This window comes from Streptomyces bathyalis, assembly GCF_015910445.1.
Taxonomy (GTDB): domain Bacteria; phylum Actinomycetota; class Actinomycetes; order Streptomycetales; family Streptomycetaceae; genus Streptomyces; species Streptomyces bathyalis.
Map to the genome: position 1 here is coordinate 976,108 of NZ_CP048882.1, position 20,818 is coordinate 996,925.

Below are 20,818 nucleotides of genomic sequence, written 5' to 3' on the forward strand. Positions count from 1 at the left end.
TGGAACCGCCGATGAGCCGCCCTCGCACCCGCGCACCCGGAACGCGCACCCCTGCCGCCCTCGCGGTGCCGGCGTTGCTGGCGATCGCGTTCCTGCTGCTGCCGCTGATCGGCATCCTTGCCCGGACCCAGTGGCACCAGCTCGGCTCGCATCTGACCGACCCCGAGGTCACCGAGGCGCTGCGGCTGTCACTGCTGGTGTCCTTCTGCGCGCTCGGGCTGTCCCTCGTCCTCGGCGTGCCGCTGGCCTGGCTGCTGGCCCGTGTCCGCTTCCCCGGCAAGGCGCTGGTGCGCTCCCTGGTGCTGTTGCCGATGGTGCTGCCACCGACCGTCGGCGGTGTCGCACTGCTGCTGGGATTCGGACGGCGCGGACTCCTCGGACCGTGGCTGGAGAACGACTTGGGCATCGTCCTGCCGTTCCACACCTCGGGCGCTGTCGTCGCCGCGACGTTCGTCGCGATGCCGTTCCTGATCATCAGCCTCGAAGGCACCCTCGCCGGACTCCGGCCGAGCTACGAGGAGACCGCGGCCTCACTCGGAGCGTCCCCGGCACGGGTGTTCTTCACCGTCACCCTGCCGCTCGTCGCCCCCGGGCTGGCCGCGGGGGCCGCCCTCACCTGGGCCCGGGCACTCGGCGAATTCGGCGCCACCATCACCTTCGCCGGCAACCTCTCGGGGACCACCCAGACTCTCCCGCTGGACGTCTACCTGCTCCTCCAGGAGCAGCCTGAGGCCGCCACCTCTGTTTCCCTGCTGTTGCTCGCCGTCGCCACGGCCGTCCTCGTCGCCCTTCGCGGCCGCTGGACAGGCGCCACCGCAGCCCGGCGCGTGAACGCGAACGACCGGCGGGCGGACGAGAACGGGAAGCTGACGGAAGACGCGACCGACGCACCGGTCGCCACCGCGGCGGAGCCGCCGGCCCCGCAGCAGCAGTCGTCCCTCCACGCGGAGGTCACCGGCTTCAACGACATCACCCTCGATGCACCGGCCGGCACCACCGTCGCCGTCGTCGGACCCAACGGCGCCGGCAAGACCACGCTCCTGCGCGCACTCCTCGGACTCACCCCACGGGCCCACGCCCAACTGCACCTCGGCGGCACGGACGTCACGAACCTGCCGCCGCACCGCCGCGGCGTGGCCTGGGTACCGCAGGACGGGGCCCTCTTCCCTCACCTCACCGCACTCGCCAACACCGCCTACGGGCTACGCACTCAGGGCGTCAGCCGGGCCGAGGCGCGACGCACCGCACAGGACTGGCTCGACCGGCTCGGCGTGGGCCACCTCGCCCGGCGCAAGCCCTCGCAGCTCTCCGGCGGACAGGCCCAACGCATCGCCCTGGCAAGGGCATTGGCCGCCCGCCCGCGGTTGCTGCTCCTCGACGAGCCCCTCGCCGCACTCGACCAGACCACCCGCGCCCAGGTCCGCCACACGCTGCGCACCCACCTCCAAGGCTTCGGCGGCGTCTGCCTGTTGGTCACTCACGACCCCGTCGAAGCCATCTCGCTCGGGGACCGCGTACTCGTCCTCGTCGACGGACGGACCCTTCAGTACGACACACCGGGCGAGGTCTCCCGCCACCCGCGCTCCCCGTGGGTGGCCCGCATGCTCGGCCGCAACGCCTGGCCCGGCACGGCCAGTTCGGACGCCACGCTCTCCCTCACCGGCGGAGGCACCCTCGTCGTCGCCGATCCCCCGGCGGAAGGGACGGACGCGCTGGCGATCATCACCCCCGAAGCCGTCTCCCTCCACCGGGAACGTCCCGCCGGCAGCCCACGCAACAACTGGCCCGGAACCGTCCGCGAGATCACCGCCGCAGGCAGCCGCCTCCGCGTCGTCATCGCCTCCGACGAAGTCCCCGACCTCGTCGCCGAGATCACCCCGCAGGCCGCCGGCGACCTCCAACTCGCGGACGGCACAGCCGTATGGACCAGCGTCAAGGCCACCGAGATCACCGTGGTCACCCCCTAGAGATCCATCTGGCAAGCAAGCTCTGCAGCACTGTCTCAGAGAGGCATCAAGACCCCGGGCCCGGTGGAAGCGATACGTCACCTACGAGGACCCGGACCACCATGATTCGCGCGATACGCACGATCGGGGACGGCGGACTGCGCGGCCCGTCCGCTCTCACCGTGATTTGTGTATCGCGATTACCCTTCACGGGATGCAGACCGAAGCGGGTGTCGTTCTGGCGGGCGGGCGTTCATCGCGGATGGGCGAGCCGAAGGCCGGACTGGAGTGGCACGGTTCCACATTGCTGTATCGGACGTGCGCGCTGCTGGGCCGCGTCATCGACGGTCCGCTGGTGGTGGTCGCCGCTCCCGGTCAAGTCTTGCCGGGCCTGCCGGCGGGGGCCGAAGTGGTCGAGGATCCGGTCGAAGGTCTCGGGCCTATGCAAGGCATCGCGGCGGGCCTGGCGGCTCTGACCGGCCGGGCAGAGGTTGCCTTCGCGTGCTCCACGGATGCGCCGTTTCTGCATCCGGCGTTCGTGCGGCGTGTGCTGCGGGGCGCGGAGGAGACCGGCGCGGACATGGTGCTGCCGGTGGCACGGGGGTTCCGTCAGCCCCTGGCGGCGGGTTACCGGACCTCGCTGTCGGCTCTTCTCACGAAACTCATCGGGGAGGGCGACCTGCGACCCGGGATGCTGTTCAAGCACTGCGAGGTCGCCCAACTCGACGACGCGGAACTGCTGGCGGACAGCGCTTTGGCCCGTCTCGACCCCGAGTTGGAGTCGGTGGTCAACGTCAACACCCCGGAGGACTACGCCGAGGCGAGGAGCCGCCCGGCGCCCGAGGTCACGATCGAGCGGTTCGGCGCGCTGGCCCGTGATGCCGGGCATCGACCGCGCACCGGCCGGGCCGCGACGTTGGGAGAGGCCGCCGAGCTGGCCGGGCTGACGCTGGACCGGCATGTGGTCGCCGCGGTGAACGGTGATCAGGTCACGCGTGATCCGTTGTTGCCCCTCGTGGCGGGTGATTCGGTGGCGTTCCTGTCCGCGGACGCCGGCGGCTGATCGTGTCGCAACCGCCCGGATGGGCCTAGAGTCGTGGTATGGCACCAGGTGGCTTCTTCGGGCGGGCACTGATCGTCGACGTCGGCGACGACGCGGCCACGGCCGCGGTGTGCGAGCTGGACGACCAGGTGTTGCGCGCTTACCTCGGCGGCGCCGGGCTGGGCACGTGGCTGCTGCACAGGTTCGCGCCGCCGCGGGTCGATCCGCTGGCGCCGGAAGCACCGTTGGCGTTCGTGTTCTCTTCCCTGGTCGGAACGCCGCTGACCACCAGCGCGAAGTTCGCCGTCGTCGCCAAGTCCCCGTTGACCGGGTTGCTGACCGACGCGCTGGCGTCGAGCCAGTTCGCCATCGCCGGCAAGCTGACCGGGCACGACGCCCTCGTCGTCCGCGGTCGCGCCGCGCAGTTGTCGGTGCTGCTCATCGACGGTGACGGAGTCCGGCTCGAACCGGCACCGGAACTGGCCGGACTGCCCGCAGCCGAGGCTGAGACGCAGGCCCGGCAGCGATTCGGACGCGGCTGGCGTACGGCGGCGATCGGGCCTGCCGGTGAGCGCCAGGTCCGCTACGCGACGGTCAGCCACGATGGCCGGCACGCCGGACGCGGTGGCCTCGGGGCAGTGCTGGGCGCCAAGAACATCAAGGCCGTCCTGGTCCGGGCCACGACCAAGGTGGGCGTCGCGGACGAGGCCGGGGTGCTGGCCGCGTCCAAAGACCTGCGCCGGCGCAGTTTCGGCCCCGCCACGGCCAAGTACCGGGAACTGGGCACGCTGGCGAACCTGCTGGCCTTCAACGCGGTCAGCACACTGCCGACCCGCAACTTCACCGCGGCCACCTTCGAAGGCGCGCCGAGGCTGGCCGCCGAGGAGCTGCACGAGATGCGCGGCGTGGCGCGCAACAGCTGCGCGTCCTGCTCGATCGGGTGCGAGCACATCTACTCCCGCAAAGGCGGCGGCAGCCAGCGCATGGAGTACGAGAACGTGTTCGCGCTCGGCCCGCTGTGCGGCGTCTCGGACCCCGACGATGTCTTCGCCGCCAGCGCGAAGTGCGACGAACTGGGCCTGGACACGATCTCGGCCGGCGGCACCATCGCGTGGGCCATGGAGTGCGTCGAACGCGGCCTGATCGACGAGCCCTGGCTGAAGTTCGGCGACGGTCGCGTGCTGCTGCGGGCACTCGAGGCGATAGGCGCCCGTTCGCCGGGGCTCGGGGAGCTGCTGGCCCAGGGGTCATGGCGGGCAGCCGGGATCGTCGGCCAGGGCTCGATCGACTTCGCCCCGCAGGTGAAGGGCCTGGAGCTGCCGGGTTACGAGCCACGCAGTCTCCAGTCGATGGCGCTGGGCCTGGCGGTGAACTCGCGCGGCGCCGACCACAACCGCTCCGGTGCCTACGAAGCCGACCTCTCCGGCGAGGTGAACCGGTTCCGTGGCGGCGACGCCCACGTGAGTGCGGCCGTCGGAACGGAGGACCGGGCCGCGGTGATGGACTCGATGATCCTGTGCAAGTTCCTGCGAGGGGTCTTCGAGGACCCGTTCACCGAATGGGCAACGCTGTTGTCGCTGGTAACCGGATGGGCGGTGGACGCGGATGAGCTGCGCGGCACGGCCGCGCGGATCGTGCGTGCCAAGCGGGCGTTCAACCAGCGCGAAGGCGCCACTGCGGCGGACGACACCCTGCCGGCCCGCATGCTGGAAACGCCTTTGCCGATGGCGTCCGGCCGCACAGCGACGTTGACCGCCCAGCAACTGCAGGCCATGGTCGACAGCTATTACGTGACTCGTGGGCTCGACGAGGAGGGACGGGTACGCCCGAGCGACCTTCCCGATCTTCTTTTCGACTAGCTGTATGGGATATGTTGTATACAGCTCTTTTGTATACAACATACGCTCGCTTGTGACGGAGGTCAGTGATGACGGTAGTCGACGAGCCGGACACCGCTGTGCGCACGGTCACCACGACGATCGACGGCAACTCCGTGACGGTGCCCGAGGGGACGAGCATCTACACCGCGGCGCAGCAGGTCGGCGTCGACATTCCCGTGTTGTGCCACAACGAGCGCTACGACCCGGTCGGCGTCTGCCGCATGTGCGTTGTCGACACCGGCGGCCGCGCGTTCGCCGCCGCGTGCGTGCGCCCGTGCGAGGACGGCATGGAGGTCAGGACCAGCACGCCGGAGGTGGAACGCAGCCGCGCCACCTTGACCGAGTTGCTGCTGTCGGACCAGCCGGCCCGCGAGGAGGACCCGAAGCAGACCACCACCGGGGACAACCTGTTGCTGGCGCTGGCCGACGGCTTCGACCTCTCCAAGGAGACCACCGACCTGCCGTGCGGATCCGGCCGCGGCAAGGACTCGTCCAACCCGGTCATCAACGTCGACCACGACGCCTGCATCCTGTGCGACCGGTGCGTCCGGGCCTGCGACGACATCCAGGGCAACGACGTGATCGGCCGCTCCGGCAAGGGCTACTCCACGAAGATCGCGTTCGATCTCGATGACCCCATGGGCTCCAGCTCCTGTGTCACCTGCGGCGAGTGCGTGCAGGCTTGCCCCACGGGCGCGTTGACCAACAAGCCGATCAACCTCATCCCGATCCAGCCCCGCGAGCAGTTGGACGCCGTGGACAGCGTCTGCCCCTACTGCGGCGTCGGCTGCGCGCTGACCTACTACGTCGACCGCGACCGCGGCGGGATCTCCTTCGCCGAAGGCCGCGACCAGCCGGGCTCGAAGAGCCGGCTGTGCGTCAAGGGCCGCTACGGCTGGGACTACGCCGCCTCGCCGCAGCGGCTCACCGTGCCGCTCATCCGCGTCGACTCGTCGTACCCGAAGGGCCCGCTGTCCGCGGACGTGCGCGGTGACGCCGACAACGACCGCGGGCGCTCCGGAGGTGGCGGGAACCGCAGCGGTGGCGGACGGAAGCAGAAGCGCGGCCGCGACGGCCGGCGCAAACCCGGTGGCTTCGTCGACTACGAGGAGGTGCTGCCGCACTTCCGGGAAGCCACGTGGGAGGAGGCGCTCGACCTCGTGGCGCGCCGGCTCATGGAGATCCACGCGACCGGCGGTCCGGGCGCGATCGCCGGGTTCGGCTCGGCGAAGTGCTCCAACGAGGAGGCGTACCTCTTCCAGAAGCTGATCCGTGCCGGGTTCAGGACGAACAACATCGACCACTGCACGCGGCTGTGCCACGCTTCCTCGGTCGCCGCGCTGTTCGAGGGCGTCGGCTCCGGCGCGGTGTCCACGACCTACGGCGACGTGGCCAACGCGGACATCGTGATCATCACGGGCTCCAACCCGACGGCGAACCATCCGGTCGCCAGCTCGTTCTTCAAGCAGGCCCGCCGCCGCGGCACCAAGATCGTCTATGTCGACCCGAGGGCCAGCACGGTCGCCGAACACGCCGACTACCACTGCCAGGTCAAGCCCGGCACGGACGTGGCGTTCTACAACTCGATCATGCACGAGGTGATCCGGCTCGGCCTGATCGACAGGGAGTTCATCGCCCAGCGGGTGTCCAACTACGACGAGTTGGCCCGCACGGTCGCCGACTACCCACCGGAGCGCGCTGCCCAGATCACCGGCGTGGACGCGGACCTGATACGCGCCGTCGCCCGCGAGTGGGGCGAAGCCGGCGCCGGCGTCATCTACTGGGGCATGGGCATCTCCCAGCACACCACCGGCACCGACAACGCCCGCTGCCTGATCGCGCTCTGCTCGATCACCGGCAACGTCGGCCGGCCCGGCACCGGTCTGCATCCGTTGCGCGGTCAGAACAACGTGCAAGGGGCGTCCGACGCCGGCCTGATCCCGATGTTCTACCCGGACTACCAGGGCGTCGACCTCGAGGGCACCCGCGAACGGTTCGAGCAGGCTTGGGGCACGACGCTCGATCCGAACCGGGGCCTCACCGTCACCGAGATCATCGGTTCGGTGCTCGAACCCGATGGCGTACGCGGGATGTACATGCTCGGGGAGAACCCGTTCCTGTCCGACCCGAACATCAACAAGGTCCGAAAAGCCCTGGCGGCGCTGGACTTCCTGGTCGTGCAGGACATCTTCCTCACCGAGACCGCCGAGTTCGCCGACGTGATCCTGCCCGCCTCGTCCTACCTGGAAAAGGACGGCAGCTACACCAACACCGACCGCCGCGTGCAGCTGGGCCGCAAGGTCATGGATCCGCCCGGTCAGGCCCGGGTGGACTGGGAGATCGTGCAGGACATCGCCCAGCGGATCGGCCTGGACTGGAACTACGGCTCACCGAGCGAGATCTTCGACGAGATGGTCGCGCTGATGCCCTCGTACAAGAACCTCGCCCACGACAACCTCGGCCTGTCCGGGAAGCTGTACCCGAACGACGACCCGGAGCACAGCGACGGCACCGTGGTGCTCTTCGACGAGCGGTTCAACACCGACGACGGACTGGCGCACCTCGTCGCCGCGCAGTGGTTGCCCGCCAAGGAACTCCCGGACGCGGAATACCCGTTGGTGCTCAACACCGGCCGGTTGCTCGAGCACTGGCACACGGGGTCGATGACACGGCGGTCGTTCGCACTGGACTCGATCTCACCGATCCCAGAGGTGTACATGCACCCGAAGGATGCCGCGGACCGCGGCCTGTCCCACGGTGAGCTGGCGCAGGTGCGATCGCGGCGCGGCGTGATCGAGCTGCAGGTCCGGATCTCCCACCGCGAGCAACTGGGGAACTGCTTCATCCCGTTCCATTTCCGGGAAGCGGCGGCGAACCTGCTGACCATCGACGAGATCGACCCGTTCGGCAAGATCCCCGAGTTCAAGTTCTGCGCGATCCAGATCGAGGCCCTGGATGCGGTGGACACGGAATCCGTCTCAGCGGCAGGAGTGGCGGAATGACCTTCAGCCCCGAACGGGTTCCCGGTGTGGAGGCGCGGGCGGGCAAGTTCCCGGGCCCGTCGCTGATTCCGGCGCTGAACGCGATCCAGGCCCGGCTGGGCTGGCTGCCGCGGGAGGAACTGGAGGAGCTTGCCCGCGAGGTCCGTCGGCCGCGGTACGAGATCGAGGGCCTGATCTCCTTCTACCCGCACTTCCGCACCACACCGCCGAAGCCGGTGCAGGTCAGCGTGTGCCACGATCTGTCGTGCTGGCTGCGCTCGGGTGCGGACCGGATCGCGGAGATCAAGCAGCAGTACGGCGAGGACACCGATGTCGAGCTGACCCAGGTCTCGTGTCTGGGCCGGTGCGACATCGCGCCTGCGGCGGCGGTGAACGAGCACCCCGCCCCCGTGTCCGAGGTGGACGATCTGGTCACTGCCGCCCGCGGTGCCGGAGTCGGGCACGCGACCGCGTCGCGCCGCGACGAACCGTGGCCCAACGACCCGTACCCGGCAGGATCGGAAGTGGCCGGCCGCTACCGGTCGTTGCGCGCGGTGCTGGCCGGCGAGATCAGCACCGAGTCCGTCGTGGCGACGCTGAACGACTCCGGGCTGCGCGGCATGGGCGGCGCCGGGTTCCCGACCGGGAAGAAGTGGGGCCTGGTCGCTGAGGCCCAACCCGGCACGGTGAAGTACGCCATCTGCAACGCCGACGAGTCCGAACCCGGCACCTTCAAGGACCGGAAGATCCTCGCCGACCAGCCGCACCTGGTGCTGGAAGGGCTGCTGCTGGGCATGGTGGCGGTCGGCGCCGAGCAGGGCTGGGTATTCATCCGGCACGAGTACGGACCCGAGGAACACGTCCTGCGCGAAGAGATCGCCGCGCTGCGGGACGCCGGAGTGATCGGGCCCGACGCGTGCGGCAGCGGGCGCACTCTGGAACTGGACATCTTCGTCTCCCCCGGCGGATACATCCTCGGCGAGGAGACGGCGCTGCTGGAGTGCATGGAGGGCCACCGCGGCGAACCCCGCAACAAGCCGCCGTTCCCCGGCAACTACGGCCTGCACGGCCGCCCGACGCTGATCAACTCCGTGGAGACCTTCGCCGACGTACCGGTGATCCTGCAACGGGGCGCGGAGTGGTGGCGCTCGCAGGGCATCGGCGAGTCGGTCGGCTGGAAGTTCTTCGCCGTCTCCGGGCACGTGAGCAACCCGGGCGTGTACTGCGTGCCGATGGGCACGACCGTGCGGGATTTGATCGACACCGCCGGTGGTGTGCTCGACGGCGCACCGGTCGGTGCGGTCCAGCCCGGCGGGGCGTCGTCCAACTTCATCAGCCCCGACCGGCTCGACCTGCGACTGGACTTCGGCACGCTGGCCGAGGCCGGCACGATGCTCGGATCCGGCGCCCTTGTGGTGCTGGCCGAGGGCACCGACCTGCTGGCCGCGGCGACGAACGTGCTGAGGTTCTTCCGCAACGAGTCGTGCGGCAAGTGTGTGCCGTGCCGGGTCGGTTCGACGAAGGCGCACACGTTGCTCCGCGGCGTGCTCGACTCCGGATCCGCTTTGGACGATGCTGGGCGCGGGAAGATCCTGCAGCTGGAAGAGGCCATGCGGAAGACGTCTATCTGTGGACTCGGCCAAGTCGCACTCGGGCCGGTGGTGTCGGTGCTGGGCTTGGACAACGGCGGTGCCGTGGCGCGCCCGCAGCCGAGGCCCGAAGGATCGAAGGACCAGCCGCCCCGGTGAGCGGACGCGAGTTCTTCACCACCCGCACCGTCGCTGAGGCACTCGCCGGTTTCCGGCCGGCGCACCGCACCGCGATCGAAAGTGTGCCGTTGCCGGCGGCGCTGCACCGCGTGCCCGCCGCCGAAGTCCCGTCGCCGCACTCCCTGCCCGGCTTCACCCGGTCCACTGTGGACGGCTTCGCGGTCCGGGCGGCGGACACGTATGGCGCGTCGGACGGCCTGCCGTCGTATCTCGACCTGCTCGGAGCGGTCGACATGGGCGCAGCGCCCACGGTGTCCGTGCGGCCGGGCGGATGCGTGGCGATGCCGACCGGCGGTTCGCTGCCCGAGGGGGCGGACGCGGTGGTGATGGTCGAGTACACCGCTGAGACCGTGCCCGGCACGATCGAGGTCACCCGGCCGGTCGCGCCGGGCGCCGGAATCGTGCGCGCCGACGACGATGTGGCCACCGGCGCACCGCTGGTCCCGGCCGGACGGCCGCTGCGTGCACCGGACCTGGGGCTTCTGGCCGCCGCCGGAGTGGTGTCGGTGCCTGTGCACGCGCGGCCCCGGGTCGTGATCATCTCCACCGGCGACGAGGTCGTCCCGCCCGAGACCGCTTCGCTGACTGCGGGCCAGGTCCGGGATGCCACCGCGTCGGCGTTGGCGGGCCTCGTACTCGATGCCGCTGGTGAACCCGTCGTCGCCGGCATCGTCTCCGATGAGCCCGGCGCGCTGAAGGACAAGCTGACCGCTGTGCTTCCCGAGGCGGACCTGGTGGTCGTCTCGGCCGGATCCTCGGTCGGTGCGCGGGACGAGACCATGGGAGCCGTAGCCGCGCTCGGAGACGTCTGGTGCCACGGGCTCGCGATCAAGCCCGGGAAGCCGACCCTGCTGGCCGAATGCGGCGGCATCCCGGTGATCGGTCTGCCGGGTAACCCTCTGTCCGCGCTGGTGGTGTTCGGGCAGGTCGGGATTCCCGTGCTGTGGCGGCTCAGCGGCTGCGAGACCCCACCGGCCCGCCCGACCACGAGGGCCCGGCTGTCGCGAGACCTGGCCTCGGCGGCCGGGCGGCTCGACGTGGTCCAGGTGCAAGTCAGGGACGGCGTCGCGGAACCGCTGTTCGGGCCGTCGGCCCTGCTGTCGGTGCACACCCGCGCGGACGGATACGTGATCATTCCCGAACCGGCCACCGGGCTCGACGACGGTCTCGACGTCGATGTAACCCTGTACGCATGAACAGTCCGTTCGTCTCCGACGTACCCGCCGCTCAGGCCCATGCCGCCTGGCGGGAGGCACGGGCTGCCACCGGCTGCCCGGCCCGGGTCGAAGCGGTCCGGGTACCCGTCGGCGCCGCGGTCGGCCGGGTCACCGCGGAACCGGTGTGGGCCCGCCGGTCCTCACCGGGGTTCGACTCGTCCGGGATGGACGGCATCGCCGTGCGCGCCGCCGACACGGTGGGTGCCTCCGAGACCACCCCGGTGGTCGTGACGGACTTCGAAGTCGTCGACACCGGCGATCCGCTGTCGCCCGCATATGACGCGGTGGTCATGCGTGAACATGTTCACCGCACTTCCGACGGCGCCGAGCTGCGCGCCGCGGTGCCGCCCTACCAGCACGTGCGCTCCATCGGCGAAGACATCAGCGCCGCCGAACTGCTGCTGCCCGAAGGTCACCGGCTGCGCCCGGTCGACGTCGCCGCCTGCGCCGCGGCCGGCCTCACCGAGCTGTCCGTCCGGCGGGCGCCGCTCGTAATGATCATCCCTACCGGCGACGAGATCCGGCCCATCGGAACCGAGCTGCGTCCCGGGGAGATCGCGGACACCAACTCCTTGATGCTGGCTGCGCAGGCCCGTGAGGCCGGTTGCGACGCCCGGGTCACCGACATCGTCGTCGACGACCCTGCGGCCATCACCGCCGTCGTGCGCGCAGCCGCGGAAGAAGCCGACCTGGTCATGCTCATCGCGGGGTCCAGCGCGGGCCGCGACGACTACACCGCGCGGGTCGTCGCCGAAGCGGGAAGCGTTGCCGTGCATGGCGTTGCTGTGCGTCCCGGGCACCCCGTGGTACTCGGGACGGTCACGGGCCCGGCCAAACCGGTGCTCGGCATCCCCGGATACCCGGTCTCCGCGGCGCTCACCTTCGACATCTTCGCCGCGCCGCTGCTTGCCGAACTCGAAGGCGCCGCGCCCCGCGAGCGGCCCTCGACGACAGCCCGGCTCGCCCGGAAACTGCCGTCGGTGGTCGGGATGGACGACTGGGTCCGCGTCCGGCTCGGCCGCGTGCAGGATGACATCGTCGCGACGCCACTGCCCCGCGGCGCTGGCGTGCTCACCTCGCTCGTGCGCGCCGACGGCCTCCTCGTCGTCCCGGCGGGTGTCGAAGGACACCACGGCGGAACCGAGGTCCGGGTGGAACTCCTGCGCGGGCTCGCCGAGATCGACCGGACCATCGTCGCGATCGGCTCGCACGACCTCGTGCTCGACCTCGCTGCCTCGGCGTTGCGCGCCACCGATCCCCTGGTGACACTCGCCTCCTCCAACGTCGGCTCCCTCGGCGGACTGGTAGCCCTGCGCGACGGGCTGTGCCACCTCGCCGGCTCACATCTGCTCGACCCCGCCACCGGCGAGTACACGCTGCCCTACGTCGACAAGCTCCTCGGCGCCGACGCCGCCGTGATCCGGCTCGTGCACCGGGACCAGGGGCTCATCGTCGCCCCGGGGAATCCGTTGGGCCTCAAGGGGATCGACGACCTGCCTCGGCCCGGTGTGCGCTACGTCAACCGCCAACGCGGCGCCGGCACCCGTGCCTTGCTCGACCACGAACTGTCCCGGCGTGAGATCGACCCCGGCACCATCCCCGGCTACGACCGCGAGGAACACACCCACCTCGCCGTCGCCGCTGCGGTGTCGGCCGGCCGTGCAGACACCGGCCTGGGCATCTTGGCCGCGGCCCGCGCCTTCGGCCTCGACTTCGTGCCTGTCGCTCAGGAGCCCTACGACCTGGTGCTTCGCTCGGACGACGTGTCGCAGGAACTGCTCGCACCCTTGTGGGCCCTGCTCGACAGCCCGGACTTCCGGGCCCGCGTCGAGGACCTCGGCGGCTACTCCTGCGCCGAGACCGGCAAACGCATCCGCTGACTCTCGCGGCCCGCCGGCCCAGCAACCCCCACTTGAGAGCCGTCCATGTGGCCATGTGACGGAACGCCGCGGGCGCCCCTGCCCGTCCGCGTCCGTGTCCGTGTCCGTGTCCGGCGAGTCCCTGCGACTCCACGCCTCCGGCTCCACGTGCGCTCCTCGGCGCGCCCGTACCCGCGTTGTTCACCTTCGTCCCGACGTAGCCCGGGGCACGGCCGGGCATGGTTACCCCCAGTGCATCCGGACATCCCGCGAACCGCCGATCACGGCCCGTGCCTCGCGGGCCGCGGAAGGGGCGTACATGAGTCCTGGTCTCTCAGCCTTACGTCACGGAGCGTTCCTCAGAACCGGACTGCTGGTCTCCCTGTGCGCCGCCTTGCTGGCGGTTCCGCAGCCCGCCGCGGGCGCGGAAGCGTCCGCCCGCAGCACCGAGCCGCCCTTCACCCAGCAGGTGCTCTTCAAGGCGACGCCGGATCAGGGCTACAGGTGCTTCCGCATCCCCGCCGTCGTACGCACGGTCAAGGGCACACTGCTGGCCTTCGCGGAGGGAAGGGTGCGCGACTGCGGCGACGCCGGTGACATAGACATCGTCGTCAGGCGGTCCTCCGACGGGGGCCGCACCTGGGGCCCCCTGCGTGTGGTCAGCGAGGGCGGCGGCGACACCCACGGCAACCCGCAGCCCGTCGTGGACGAACGCACCGGGCGGATCCTGCTCGCCCAGACGTTCAACACCGGCCGTGCGGACGGGAAGAGCTGCGAGTCCCCCTGCGACCGCACCCCGCACCTGCAATACAGCGACGACGACGGCGAGAGCTGGTCGCCGCCGCGTGACCTGAGCTCACAGATCCGGCCCCCGGACTGGAACTCCTGGTACGCGACGGGCCCCGGGCACGGCCTTCAGCTGCGCCACGGACGGCACGGGGGCCGGCTCGTCCTCGGCGTCAACGGTGAGACCTGGCGCGACGGCAGGAACACCCGGAACCATGCGGCGCTGGCGATCAGCGACGACGGCGGCCGCAACTGGCGGCTCGGAGCCAGGGACAGCCATCGGCACTCGGACGAGGGGGCCTTCCGGCAGAAGCCGCAGGAGATGAGCCTCCACGAGCGCCGCGACGGCTCGGTCCTCGCGAGCGCCCGGGAGACCGAGGGCACCGACCTCGGTCACCGGGCCACAGCGGTCGCCCGGGGCGGCGGAGAGTTCTTCACCACCCCGTTCCGCGCACTGCCCGGGCTCTACACGCCGCAGGTCCAGGGCTCGGTACTGAGTTCCGGCGGCACGGACAGGCTGCTGCTGTCCGCGCCCGCCGACCCCGACCGGCGCCGCACGATGACGATCCGCTCCTCCTACGACGAGGGCGCGACGTGGGAGGGCGTGGACCGCGGCCGCACCGTGACCACCGACTGGTCCGGCTACTCCGACATGGTCCGCGCGAGCGGCGAGCGCATCGGCCTGCTCTACGAGGGCGGCCCGGTCGACGCCCGCGACGAGATCCGGTTCGCCGCCTTCACGGAGGACTGGCTCGGCCCCCGCAGGGGCCCGGACCCGGTGACGGCCGACCGCGCTCCCCACGCCGGGGACGCGGCGGTGCTGGGCGGTGCGCAGCAGGTGCCCGGGCACCACGGGAACGCCCTGGCCTTCGACGGCCGTGACGACGCCGTGCGGCTGCCCCTGCGTCGTGGACTGCCCCTGGGAGAACGGGACTTCGCGGCGCGCCTGTGGTTCCGCTACACCGCCGGCACCGGGGAGCAGCCGCTGCTGTGGATGGGCGGTGTCGGCACCGCGCAGCCGCAGGTCCGGCTCGTGGCCGACCCGACAGGCGGCCGCATCACAGCGGCGGTCACCGCACGACAGGTCCCGGCGCCGAGCACCACGGCCCAGGTGTCCACCGCGAGCGCGTACAACGACGGACGGTGGCATCGGGTCGAACTGCGCCGGGAGGACGGCCAGTTGCGGCTCACGGTCGACAGCGAGAGCGTGTCCGCGCCTGACGTGCCGGGCTCGGTGAGCGTCACGTCACCCTTCGGCGTGCACCTGGGTCAGAAGGTCGACAGCCGGGCGCACTTCACCGGCGCTCTGGACGAGGTGCGCGTCACTTCCGGCGGGCGCTCAGTGCTGGATATCCCGCTGGAGAGTGTCGGCTCCCCTCGCGGACGCTGAGCGGTTCGCGCGCCGCACGCCCCGCGCCGTCGCCGGCGGTCCCCCCGCCGCGACGGTGCGGGTCGTGCCATCGGTGACGGGTGCCTCCGGTGCCGTCCTGGCCCAGCGCCGGGCGAGGAACGCGCAGACGACGAGCTGCATCTGGTGGAAGAGCATCAGCGGCAGCACGGCGAGGCTCGCCTGCGCTCCGAACAGCACGCTGGCCATGGGCAGTCCGGCCGCGAGCGACTTGTTGGACCCGGCGAAGACGGTGACGAGGCGGTCGGCACGTGTGAAGCCGAGCCGGCCCGCCCCCACCCACGTGAGCATCAGCATCAGCGCGAGCAGCGCGGCCTCCACGCCGAGCAGCGCCACCAGTCGCATCGGCGTGATCCGGCCCCAGATCCCCTCGATCATGCCCTGGCTGAAGGCCGTGTAGACCACGAGCAGCACCGATCCGCGGTCGACGAAGCCGAGGATGCGGCGGTGCCGCGTGATGAAGCCGCCGATCCAGCGGCGGAGCAACTGCCCTGCCACGAACGGCGCGAACAGCTGGCAGACGATTCCCACGAGCCCCTCGGCGCCGAGCGCCACGTGACCGCCGATGAACCAGGCCGCGAGGAGCGGAGTGGCCACCATTCCGATCAGGCTGGAGTAGGTGCCCGCGCAGATCGCGGCGGGCACGTTGCCGCGTGCGACCGAGGTGAAGGCGATCGACGACTGGACCGTCGAGGGGACCAGGCACAGGAAGAGCAGCCCCGCCTGCAGCCCGGGAGTGAGCACGTACGGGACGAGCGCCCGTGTCGCCAGCCCGATCAGGGGGAAGGCAGCGAACGTGCAGAACAGGACGAGGACTTGGAGCCGCCAGTGCCGCAGGCCCTCGAAGGCTTCCCGCGTGGAGAGGCGGGCGCCGTAGAGGAAGAAGATCAGTCCGACGGCTGCCTTGGTGCTCCACCCGAGACCGGTGGCCATGCTCCCGCTCGCCGGCAGGAACGCCGCGAGCAGGACGGTGCCCAGCAGCAGAGCGATGTACGGGTCGGCCAGTTGTGCCAGTCGGCGCATGTCTCCCTCGGTGCGGTGCTGTTGACTGTCGCGGAACAGGACCCGGGGCCGGGTTCCACGAGGCGTGCCGTTAAATGTCCTCCGGACCCATTCTCTCCCGTGGCCCGCAGCTGCTTTACTCGGGGAGGTTCGGTGCAGAAAACTCGTACGATCTGCAACAACCTGACGACACCAATCCGATGCGTCCCGAAATGACGGGTTGACCGGCTTCGGGCCCTCTCCCCACCAGCTCTTTCATCGGATACGGTCACCGCGCGCTGTGCTTACACAGCTGTGCACTGCACGTCGAGGAGCATTCCCATTGCGCGAGTTCACCGTCCCGGCTCTGGCGCCCACACCCCAGGTTGGCGGGCTGGCTGACACCGTTTTCGATCATGCCACGGAGGACCCCGACCGGGTCGCGCTGTCCCGCAAGGATGCGGCAGGCGAGTGGCAGGATATTACCGCCGCGGAGTTCCGTGACCAGGTCATGGCCATGGCCAAGGGCCTGCTGGCGGAAGGAATCCGCTTCGGTGACCGGGTCGCCATCATGTCCCGCACGCGCTACGAGTGGACGCTGCTCGACTTCTCCCTATGGGCCATCGGCGCTCACGTGGTGCCCATCTACCCGACCTCCTCCGCCGAGCAGGTCTGCTGGATGATGCACGACTCCGAAGTCACGGCCGCGATCGTCGAGCACGAGGACCACGCGATGACGGTCGGCTCCGTCATCGACCGTCTTCCGCAGCTCAAGCGACTGTGGCAGCTGGACGCCCAGGCGGAGAAGGAACTCATGGCCGCCGGCGCCCACTTGGAGGACGACATCGTCCACCGGCACCGGCTCGCGGTCACGCCGGACTCCACGGCCACCATCATCTACACCTCGGGCACCACGGGCCGCCCGAAGGGCTGTGTCCTCACTCACGCGAACTTCATCGCGGACGCCGAAGCCATCCAGGGCAAGTACGCGCCCGTCTTCAGCCACAAGCCGAGTGAGCCGCCCTCCCTGCTCCTCTTCCTGCCCCTTGCCCACGTTTTCGGGCGGATGGTGCAGCTTGTGTGCATACGCGCCAAGGTGAGGCTCGGTCACCAGCCGGTCATGGCTGCCGATGCGCTCCTGCCCGACCTGCAGACGTTCAAGCCGACGTTCATGCTCGCGGTGCCGTATCTGTTCGAGAAGATCTTCCAGGCCTCCCGGCGGAAGGCCGAACTGGAGGGCAAGCTCGGCCCGTTCGAGAAGGCCGTCGAGGTGTCGGTACGCTACGCCGAGGCTATGGAGCACAAGGCGTTCCGCACGGGCCCCGGACCGAGCGCGTCACTCCGTCTGAAGCACCAGGTCTTCGACACGCTCGTCTACAGCAAGCTGCGCGAGGCCATGGGCGGCCTGTGCCGCGGCGCCATTTCCGGCGGCAGCGCGATGGAGCGCAGGCTCGGGCTCTTCTTCGACGGTGTGGGCATGCGCATCTACGAGGGCTACGGCCTGACGGAGACCAGCGCCGGCGCCACGCTCAATCCGCCCGAGCGGACGAAGTTCGGCACAGTCGGCCACCCGCTGCCCGGCACGACGGTGCACATCGCCGACGACGGCGAGATCTGGCTGCACGGCGACCAGATCTTCCAGGGCTACCTCAACAACCCCAAGGGCACCGACGAGGCCCTGCGCGACGGCTGGCTGGCCACCGGGGACCTCGGCGCCCTGGACGACAACGGCTACCTCACCATCACCGGCCGCAAGAAGGAGATCCTCGTCACCTCAGGCGGCAAGAGCGTCTCGCCCGGCGTGCTGGAGGAGCGGGTGCGCGCGCACCCGCTGGTGGCGCAGTGCATCGTGGTCGGCAACGACCGCCCGTACGTCTCCGCCCTGGTCACCCTCGACCCGGACTCGGTGACGCACTGGCTGCAGATGCGGGAGAAGCCGGAGCTGAAGCCGACGGAGCTCGTGCGCGACCCGGACCTGGAGACGGAGGTGCGGCGTGCCGTCGTCGCCGCCAACACCCAGGTCTCGCAGGCCGAATCGATACGCACATTCCGGATACTCGCGGCGCAGTTCACCGAGGAGGCGGGGTACGTGACCCCGTCGCTGAAGCTGAAGCGGAAGGCGATCGAGACCGCGTACGCCGTCGAGATCGAGGCGCTGTACCACCAGTGACGGGAGCGCGCCGCGACGCGGCGCACGGCGAAGTGCCACACGGCGGACCGTCCGCCGCCCGTCCCTGACCGGCGCTTGATCCGGTGCCGCAGGAATGCCGGGGTACCCGTGATCGTTGACGGGGGCGGAAGTGGAGCAGTTCGTCGACATGTGAGGACCGATCGTTCGTGAGCAGCGTTCCCACCATCACTCTCAACAACGGCAGCGTCATGCCGCAGCTGGGCTTCGGCGTCTGGCAGGTGCCGGACGACGAGGCGGCGAGCGCCGTGACCACCGCCATCGAGGCGGGCTACCGCAGCATCGACACGGCCGCCATCTACGAGAACGAGCGGGGAACGGGCCGCGGCCTTGCCTCTTCGGGCGTGCCGCGTGAGGAACTCTTCGTCACCACGAAGCTGTGGAACGCCGAGCAGGGCTACGACTCGACGCTGCGCGCCTTCGACGCGTCCCTGAACAGGCTCGGACTGGACTACGTGGACCTGTACCTCATCCACTGGCCCGTGCCGGAGAGGGACAAGTACGTCGACACGTGGAAGGCGTTCGAGAAGATCAACTCGGAGGGCCGCGCCAAGGCCGTGGGCGTCTCCAACTTCAACCCGGTCCACCTGCGGCGGCTGCTGGATGAGACGGGCACCGTGCCCGCCGTCAACCAGATCGAGCTGCACCCGCATCTCCAGCAGAGCGAAGCGCGCGCCTTCCACGCCGAGCACGGCATCGCGACGGAGGCGTGGTCCCCGCTCGGGCAGGGCAAGGACCTGCTTCAGGACCCGACCCTGAACTCGCTGGCCGGCAAGTACGGCAAGTCGCCCGCGCAGGTCGTGCTGCGGTGGCATCTGCAGACGGGGAACGTGGTGATCCCCAAGTCGGTGACCCCGTCCCGCATCCGGGAGAACATCGACGTCTTCGGCTTCGAGCTCGACGAGTCGGAGATGGCGGACATCGCCAAGCTCAACTCGGACTCCCGGCTCGGCCCGGACCCCGACACCATGAACTTCGTGGGCTGAGCGCAGGCACTCGGGGGTTCTGACAGCCCGCATCCCGCGTCCTCCCGCAGTGGACTCCCGTACGGGAGCCGCGCACCGCGCGCGGCCGGAGCTCTCCGGCCGCGCGCGGTCGTGCGTGGCCCGTGCACGCGGGGCCCGTGCACGCGTGGCCCGTGCACGCGGCGGAAGCGGGACCAATCCGCCGGGAGATCCGCCACGAATCATCTGTGAGGAGATCTCCCGGGAGGAAACATGGGCTTGACCGCACGGCGCTCCGTGCACGGACGCGCGTGGCTCGGAGGGCGGGCCGGGCAGGTGCGGTCCGCCGCGCCCGCATGCGCTCGCCGATCGGGGGGAGGTGCCGTGGCGTGAAAGAAACCGTGCGGATCGCGGGCACGGGCGGCACGGCCCCGCCCGATCTGGCCCAGTTGCTCTCCCAGGTGGCACGCGGGGACCAGGACGCCTTCGCCGACGTCTACGACCGCATCGCCGGCCCTGTCCTGGGCCTCGTCCGCAGCGTGCTGCGCGACCCGGCGCAGTCCGAGGAGGTCGCCCAGGAGGTGCTGGTGGAGGTGTGGCGCACCGCGGCGCACTTCCGTCCGGAGAAGGGCAGCGCGATGTCGTGGGTGCTGACCTTCGCGCACCGTCGTGCCGTGGACCGGGTGCGTTCGGCACAGGCCTCCGCGGACCGCGAGCAGCGCGCGGCCATGCTGAACCGCACGCCCGCGTTCGACGAGGTCACCGAGGCGGTGGAGGCCCGGCTCGAACGTGAGCAGGTACGCCGCTGCATGCGCACCCTCACCGAACTCCAGCGCCAGTCGGTGACCCTGGCCTACTACAGGGGGCTGACGTACAGGGAGGTCGCCGAGCTCCTGGCACAGCCCCTCGGCACCGTGAAGACCCGGCTGCGCGACGGCCTGATCCGGCTGCGCGACTGCCTGGGGGTGACGGCGTGACGGACGACAGCGCGACCGCCGACGGCGTGAGCGGGGCCGAACTGCACACGCTGACCGGCGCATACGCCGTACATGCGCTGCCCGCCACGGAACGCGACACGTTCGAGCGCCACCTTGCGGCCTGCCCTTCCTGCGAACGGGAGGTCGCCGAGCTGCGGGCCACGGCCGGCCGGCTGGGCCTGGCCGTCTCCGAGAGCACGTCGCCGCAGATGCGGGCGAGTGTGCTGCGGCAGATCGCCGGCGTGCGTCAGGAGCCGCCGAAGATCGCCGATGGACCCGCACCGGGCCGACGAGGCACCGGCGGGCGGGCACGCCCCGGCGGGAGCCGCGGGCGGCTGCGCTCCCTGCCGCGCTTCGCGCTCGCGGCATGCCTGGCGGCAGTGGCAGCCGTCTCGGGCGGTGTCGCGGTGTGGCAGTACGAGGCGGCACAGGACGCACGCGAACAGGCCGAGCAGTCACGTCAGTACCAGGAGGAACTGGCACGGGTGCTGGCGGCGCCGGACGCGAGGACGGCCGGGCGCAGCGAACTTCCGGGCGGGGCGTCGGGCACCGTCGTCGTCTCCCGCGACCGCGACCGTGCGGCCTTCCTCGCCTCCGGTCTGGAGGCGCCTCCCACGGGCAAGGTCTACCAACTGTGGTTCGCCGACGGGCAGAAGATGCGCTCGGCGGGACTGATGGACTCGGCGGGCGGCGGCAGCAAGGCCGTTCTGATGGAGGGCAAGGTGGGCCGGGCGTCGGCGATGGGTGTCACCGTCGAGCCGGCGGGCGGTTCGCCGCAGCCGACGACCGAGCCGCTGGCCCTGATGAAGCTTCCCCGGGCGTAGCCGGGCGGGGCCCGGA

13 protein-coding genes are annotated in these 20,818 nt (G+C 70.7%); 12 read left to right on the forward strand and 1 reads right to left on the reverse strand.

Annotated elements, in window-relative coordinates:
• Positions 1–11: 11 nt before the first annotated feature.
• The 8 genes from G4Z16_RS04350 (at position 12) to G4Z16_RS04385 (ending at position 14,870) form a co-directional block, all read left to right on the forward strand.
• Positions 12–1,967, forward strand: a complete 1,956-nt coding sequence (locus G4Z16_RS04350; RefSeq protein ID WP_197349270.1) for an ABC transporter permease — start codon at positions 12–14, stop codon at positions 1,965–1,967.
• 193 nt (positions 1,968–2,160) lie between these two features.
• Positions 2,161–3,009, forward strand: a complete 849-nt coding sequence (locus G4Z16_RS04355; RefSeq protein ID WP_197349271.1) for an NTP transferase domain-containing protein — start codon at positions 2,161–2,163, stop codon at positions 3,007–3,009.
• A 38-nt stretch (positions 3,010–3,047) separates the two neighbouring features.
• On the forward strand, positions 3,048–4,847 hold the full coding sequence (locus G4Z16_RS04360; RefSeq protein WP_197349272.1) for an aldehyde ferredoxin oxidoreductase family protein: 1,800 nt from the start codon (positions 3,048–3,050) through the stop codon (positions 4,845–4,847).
• 68 nt (positions 4,848–4,915) lie between these two features.
• Positions 4,916–7,870, forward strand: coding sequence for a formate dehydrogenase subunit alpha (gene fdhF, locus G4Z16_RS04365; protein ID WP_197349273.1), 2,955 nt, complete (start codon positions 4,916–4,918; stop codon positions 7,868–7,870).
• Complete coding sequence (locus G4Z16_RS04370) at positions 7,867–9,597, forward strand: NAD(P)H-dependent oxidoreductase subunit E (protein WP_197349274.1); 1,731 nt, start codon at positions 7,867–7,869, stop codon at positions 9,595–9,597. The genes fdhF and G4Z16_RS04370 overlap by 4 nt, the downstream gene beginning before the upstream one ends.
• Positions 9,594–10,814: a molybdopterin molybdotransferase MoeA gene (locus tag G4Z16_RS04375; RefSeq protein ID WP_197349275.1), complete on the forward strand. Its 1,221-nt coding sequence runs from the start codon at positions 9,594–9,596 to the stop codon at positions 10,812–10,814. Before G4Z16_RS04370 ends, G4Z16_RS04375 begins: the two co-directional genes overlap by 4 nt.
• A complete protein-coding gene (locus G4Z16_RS04380) occupies positions 10,811–12,715 on the forward strand; it encodes a molybdopterin biosynthesis protein (protein ID WP_197349276.1) in 1,905 nt (634 codons plus the stop codon). The genes G4Z16_RS04375 and G4Z16_RS04380 overlap by 4 nt, the downstream gene beginning before the upstream one ends.
• A 298-nt stretch (positions 12,716–13,013) precedes the next feature.
• Entirely contained in the window at positions 13,014–14,870 is a 1,857-nt protein-coding gene (locus G4Z16_RS04385; protein WP_197349277.1) for an exo-alpha-sialidase, read from the forward strand.
• Here G4Z16_RS04385 and G4Z16_RS04390 read toward each other — a convergent pair.
• Complete coding sequence (locus tag G4Z16_RS04390; RefSeq protein WP_197349278.1) at positions 14,820–15,911, reverse strand: bile acid:sodium symporter family protein; 1,092 nt, start codon at positions 15,909–15,911, stop codon at positions 14,820–14,822. The genes G4Z16_RS04385 and G4Z16_RS04390 overlap by 51 nt on opposite strands.
• A gap of 301 nt (positions 15,912–16,212) precedes the next feature.
• On the opposite strand from G4Z16_RS04390, the gene G4Z16_RS04395 reads away from it, so the two are divergent.
• The 4 genes from G4Z16_RS04395 to G4Z16_RS04410 all read left to right on the forward strand — a co-directional run bounded on the left by G4Z16_RS04395 (position 16,213) and on the right by G4Z16_RS04410 (position 20,802).
• Positions 16,213–18,039, forward strand: coding sequence for an AMP-dependent synthetase/ligase (locus tag G4Z16_RS04395; protein ID WP_197349279.1), 1,827 nt, complete (start codon positions 16,213–16,215; stop codon positions 18,037–18,039).
• A gap of 167 nt (positions 18,040–18,206) precedes the next feature.
• Positions 18,207–19,043: an aldo/keto reductase gene (locus G4Z16_RS04400; protein WP_281393658.1), complete on the forward strand. Its 837-nt coding sequence runs from the start codon at positions 18,207–18,209 to the stop codon at positions 19,041–19,043.
• Positions 19,044–19,390: 347 nt separating this feature from the next.
• The gene (locus tag G4Z16_RS04405; RefSeq protein WP_246530674.1) at positions 19,391–19,978 is read left to right on the forward strand and encodes a sigma-70 family RNA polymerase sigma factor; all 588 of its coding nucleotides are present in this window, start codon (positions 19,391–19,393) and stop codon (positions 19,976–19,978) included.
• A gap of 26 nt (positions 19,979–20,004) precedes the next feature.
• Positions 20,005–20,802 carry an anti-sigma factor gene (locus G4Z16_RS04410; protein WP_197354153.1) on the forward strand — a complete coding sequence of 266 codons (798 nt, stop codon included), beginning with the start codon at positions 20,005–20,007 and terminating at the stop codon, positions 20,800–20,802.
• The last annotated feature ends 16 nt before the right edge of the window (positions 20,803–20,818 follow it).

What these genes read in the sequence shown, in the direction of transcription:
- G4Z16_RS04355 (WP_197349271.1), top strand. Translation starts at nt 2,161, where the DNA reads ATGCAGACCGAAGCGGGTGTCGTTCTGGCGGGCGGGCGTTCATCGCGG.
- G4Z16_RS04385 (WP_197349277.1), top strand. Translation starts at nt 13,014, where the DNA reads ATGAGTCCTGGTCTCTCAGCCTTACGTCACGGAGCGTTCCTCAGAACC.
- G4Z16_RS04380 (WP_197349276.1), top strand. Translation starts at nt 10,811, where the DNA reads ATGAACAGTCCGTTCGTCTCCGACGTACCCGCCGCTCAGGCCCATGCC.
- G4Z16_RS04370 (WP_197349274.1), top strand. Translation starts at nt 7,867, where the DNA reads ATGACCTTCAGCCCCGAACGGGTTCCCGGTGTGGAGGCGCGGGCGGGC.
- G4Z16_RS04390 (WP_197349278.1), bottom strand. Translation starts at nt 15,911, where the DNA reads ATGCGCCGACTGGCACAACTGGCCGACCCGTACATCGCTCTGCTGCTG.
- G4Z16_RS04350 (WP_197349270.1), top strand. Translation starts at nt 12, where the DNA reads ATGAGCCGCCCTCGCACCCGCGCACCCGGAACGCGCACCCCTGCCGCC.
- G4Z16_RS04360 (WP_197349272.1), top strand. Translation starts at nt 3,048, where the DNA reads ATGGCACCAGGTGGCTTCTTCGGGCGGGCACTGATCGTCGACGTCGGC.
- fdhF (WP_197349273.1), top strand. Translation starts at nt 4,916, where the DNA reads ATGACGGTAGTCGACGAGCCGGACACCGCTGTGCGCACGGTCACCACG.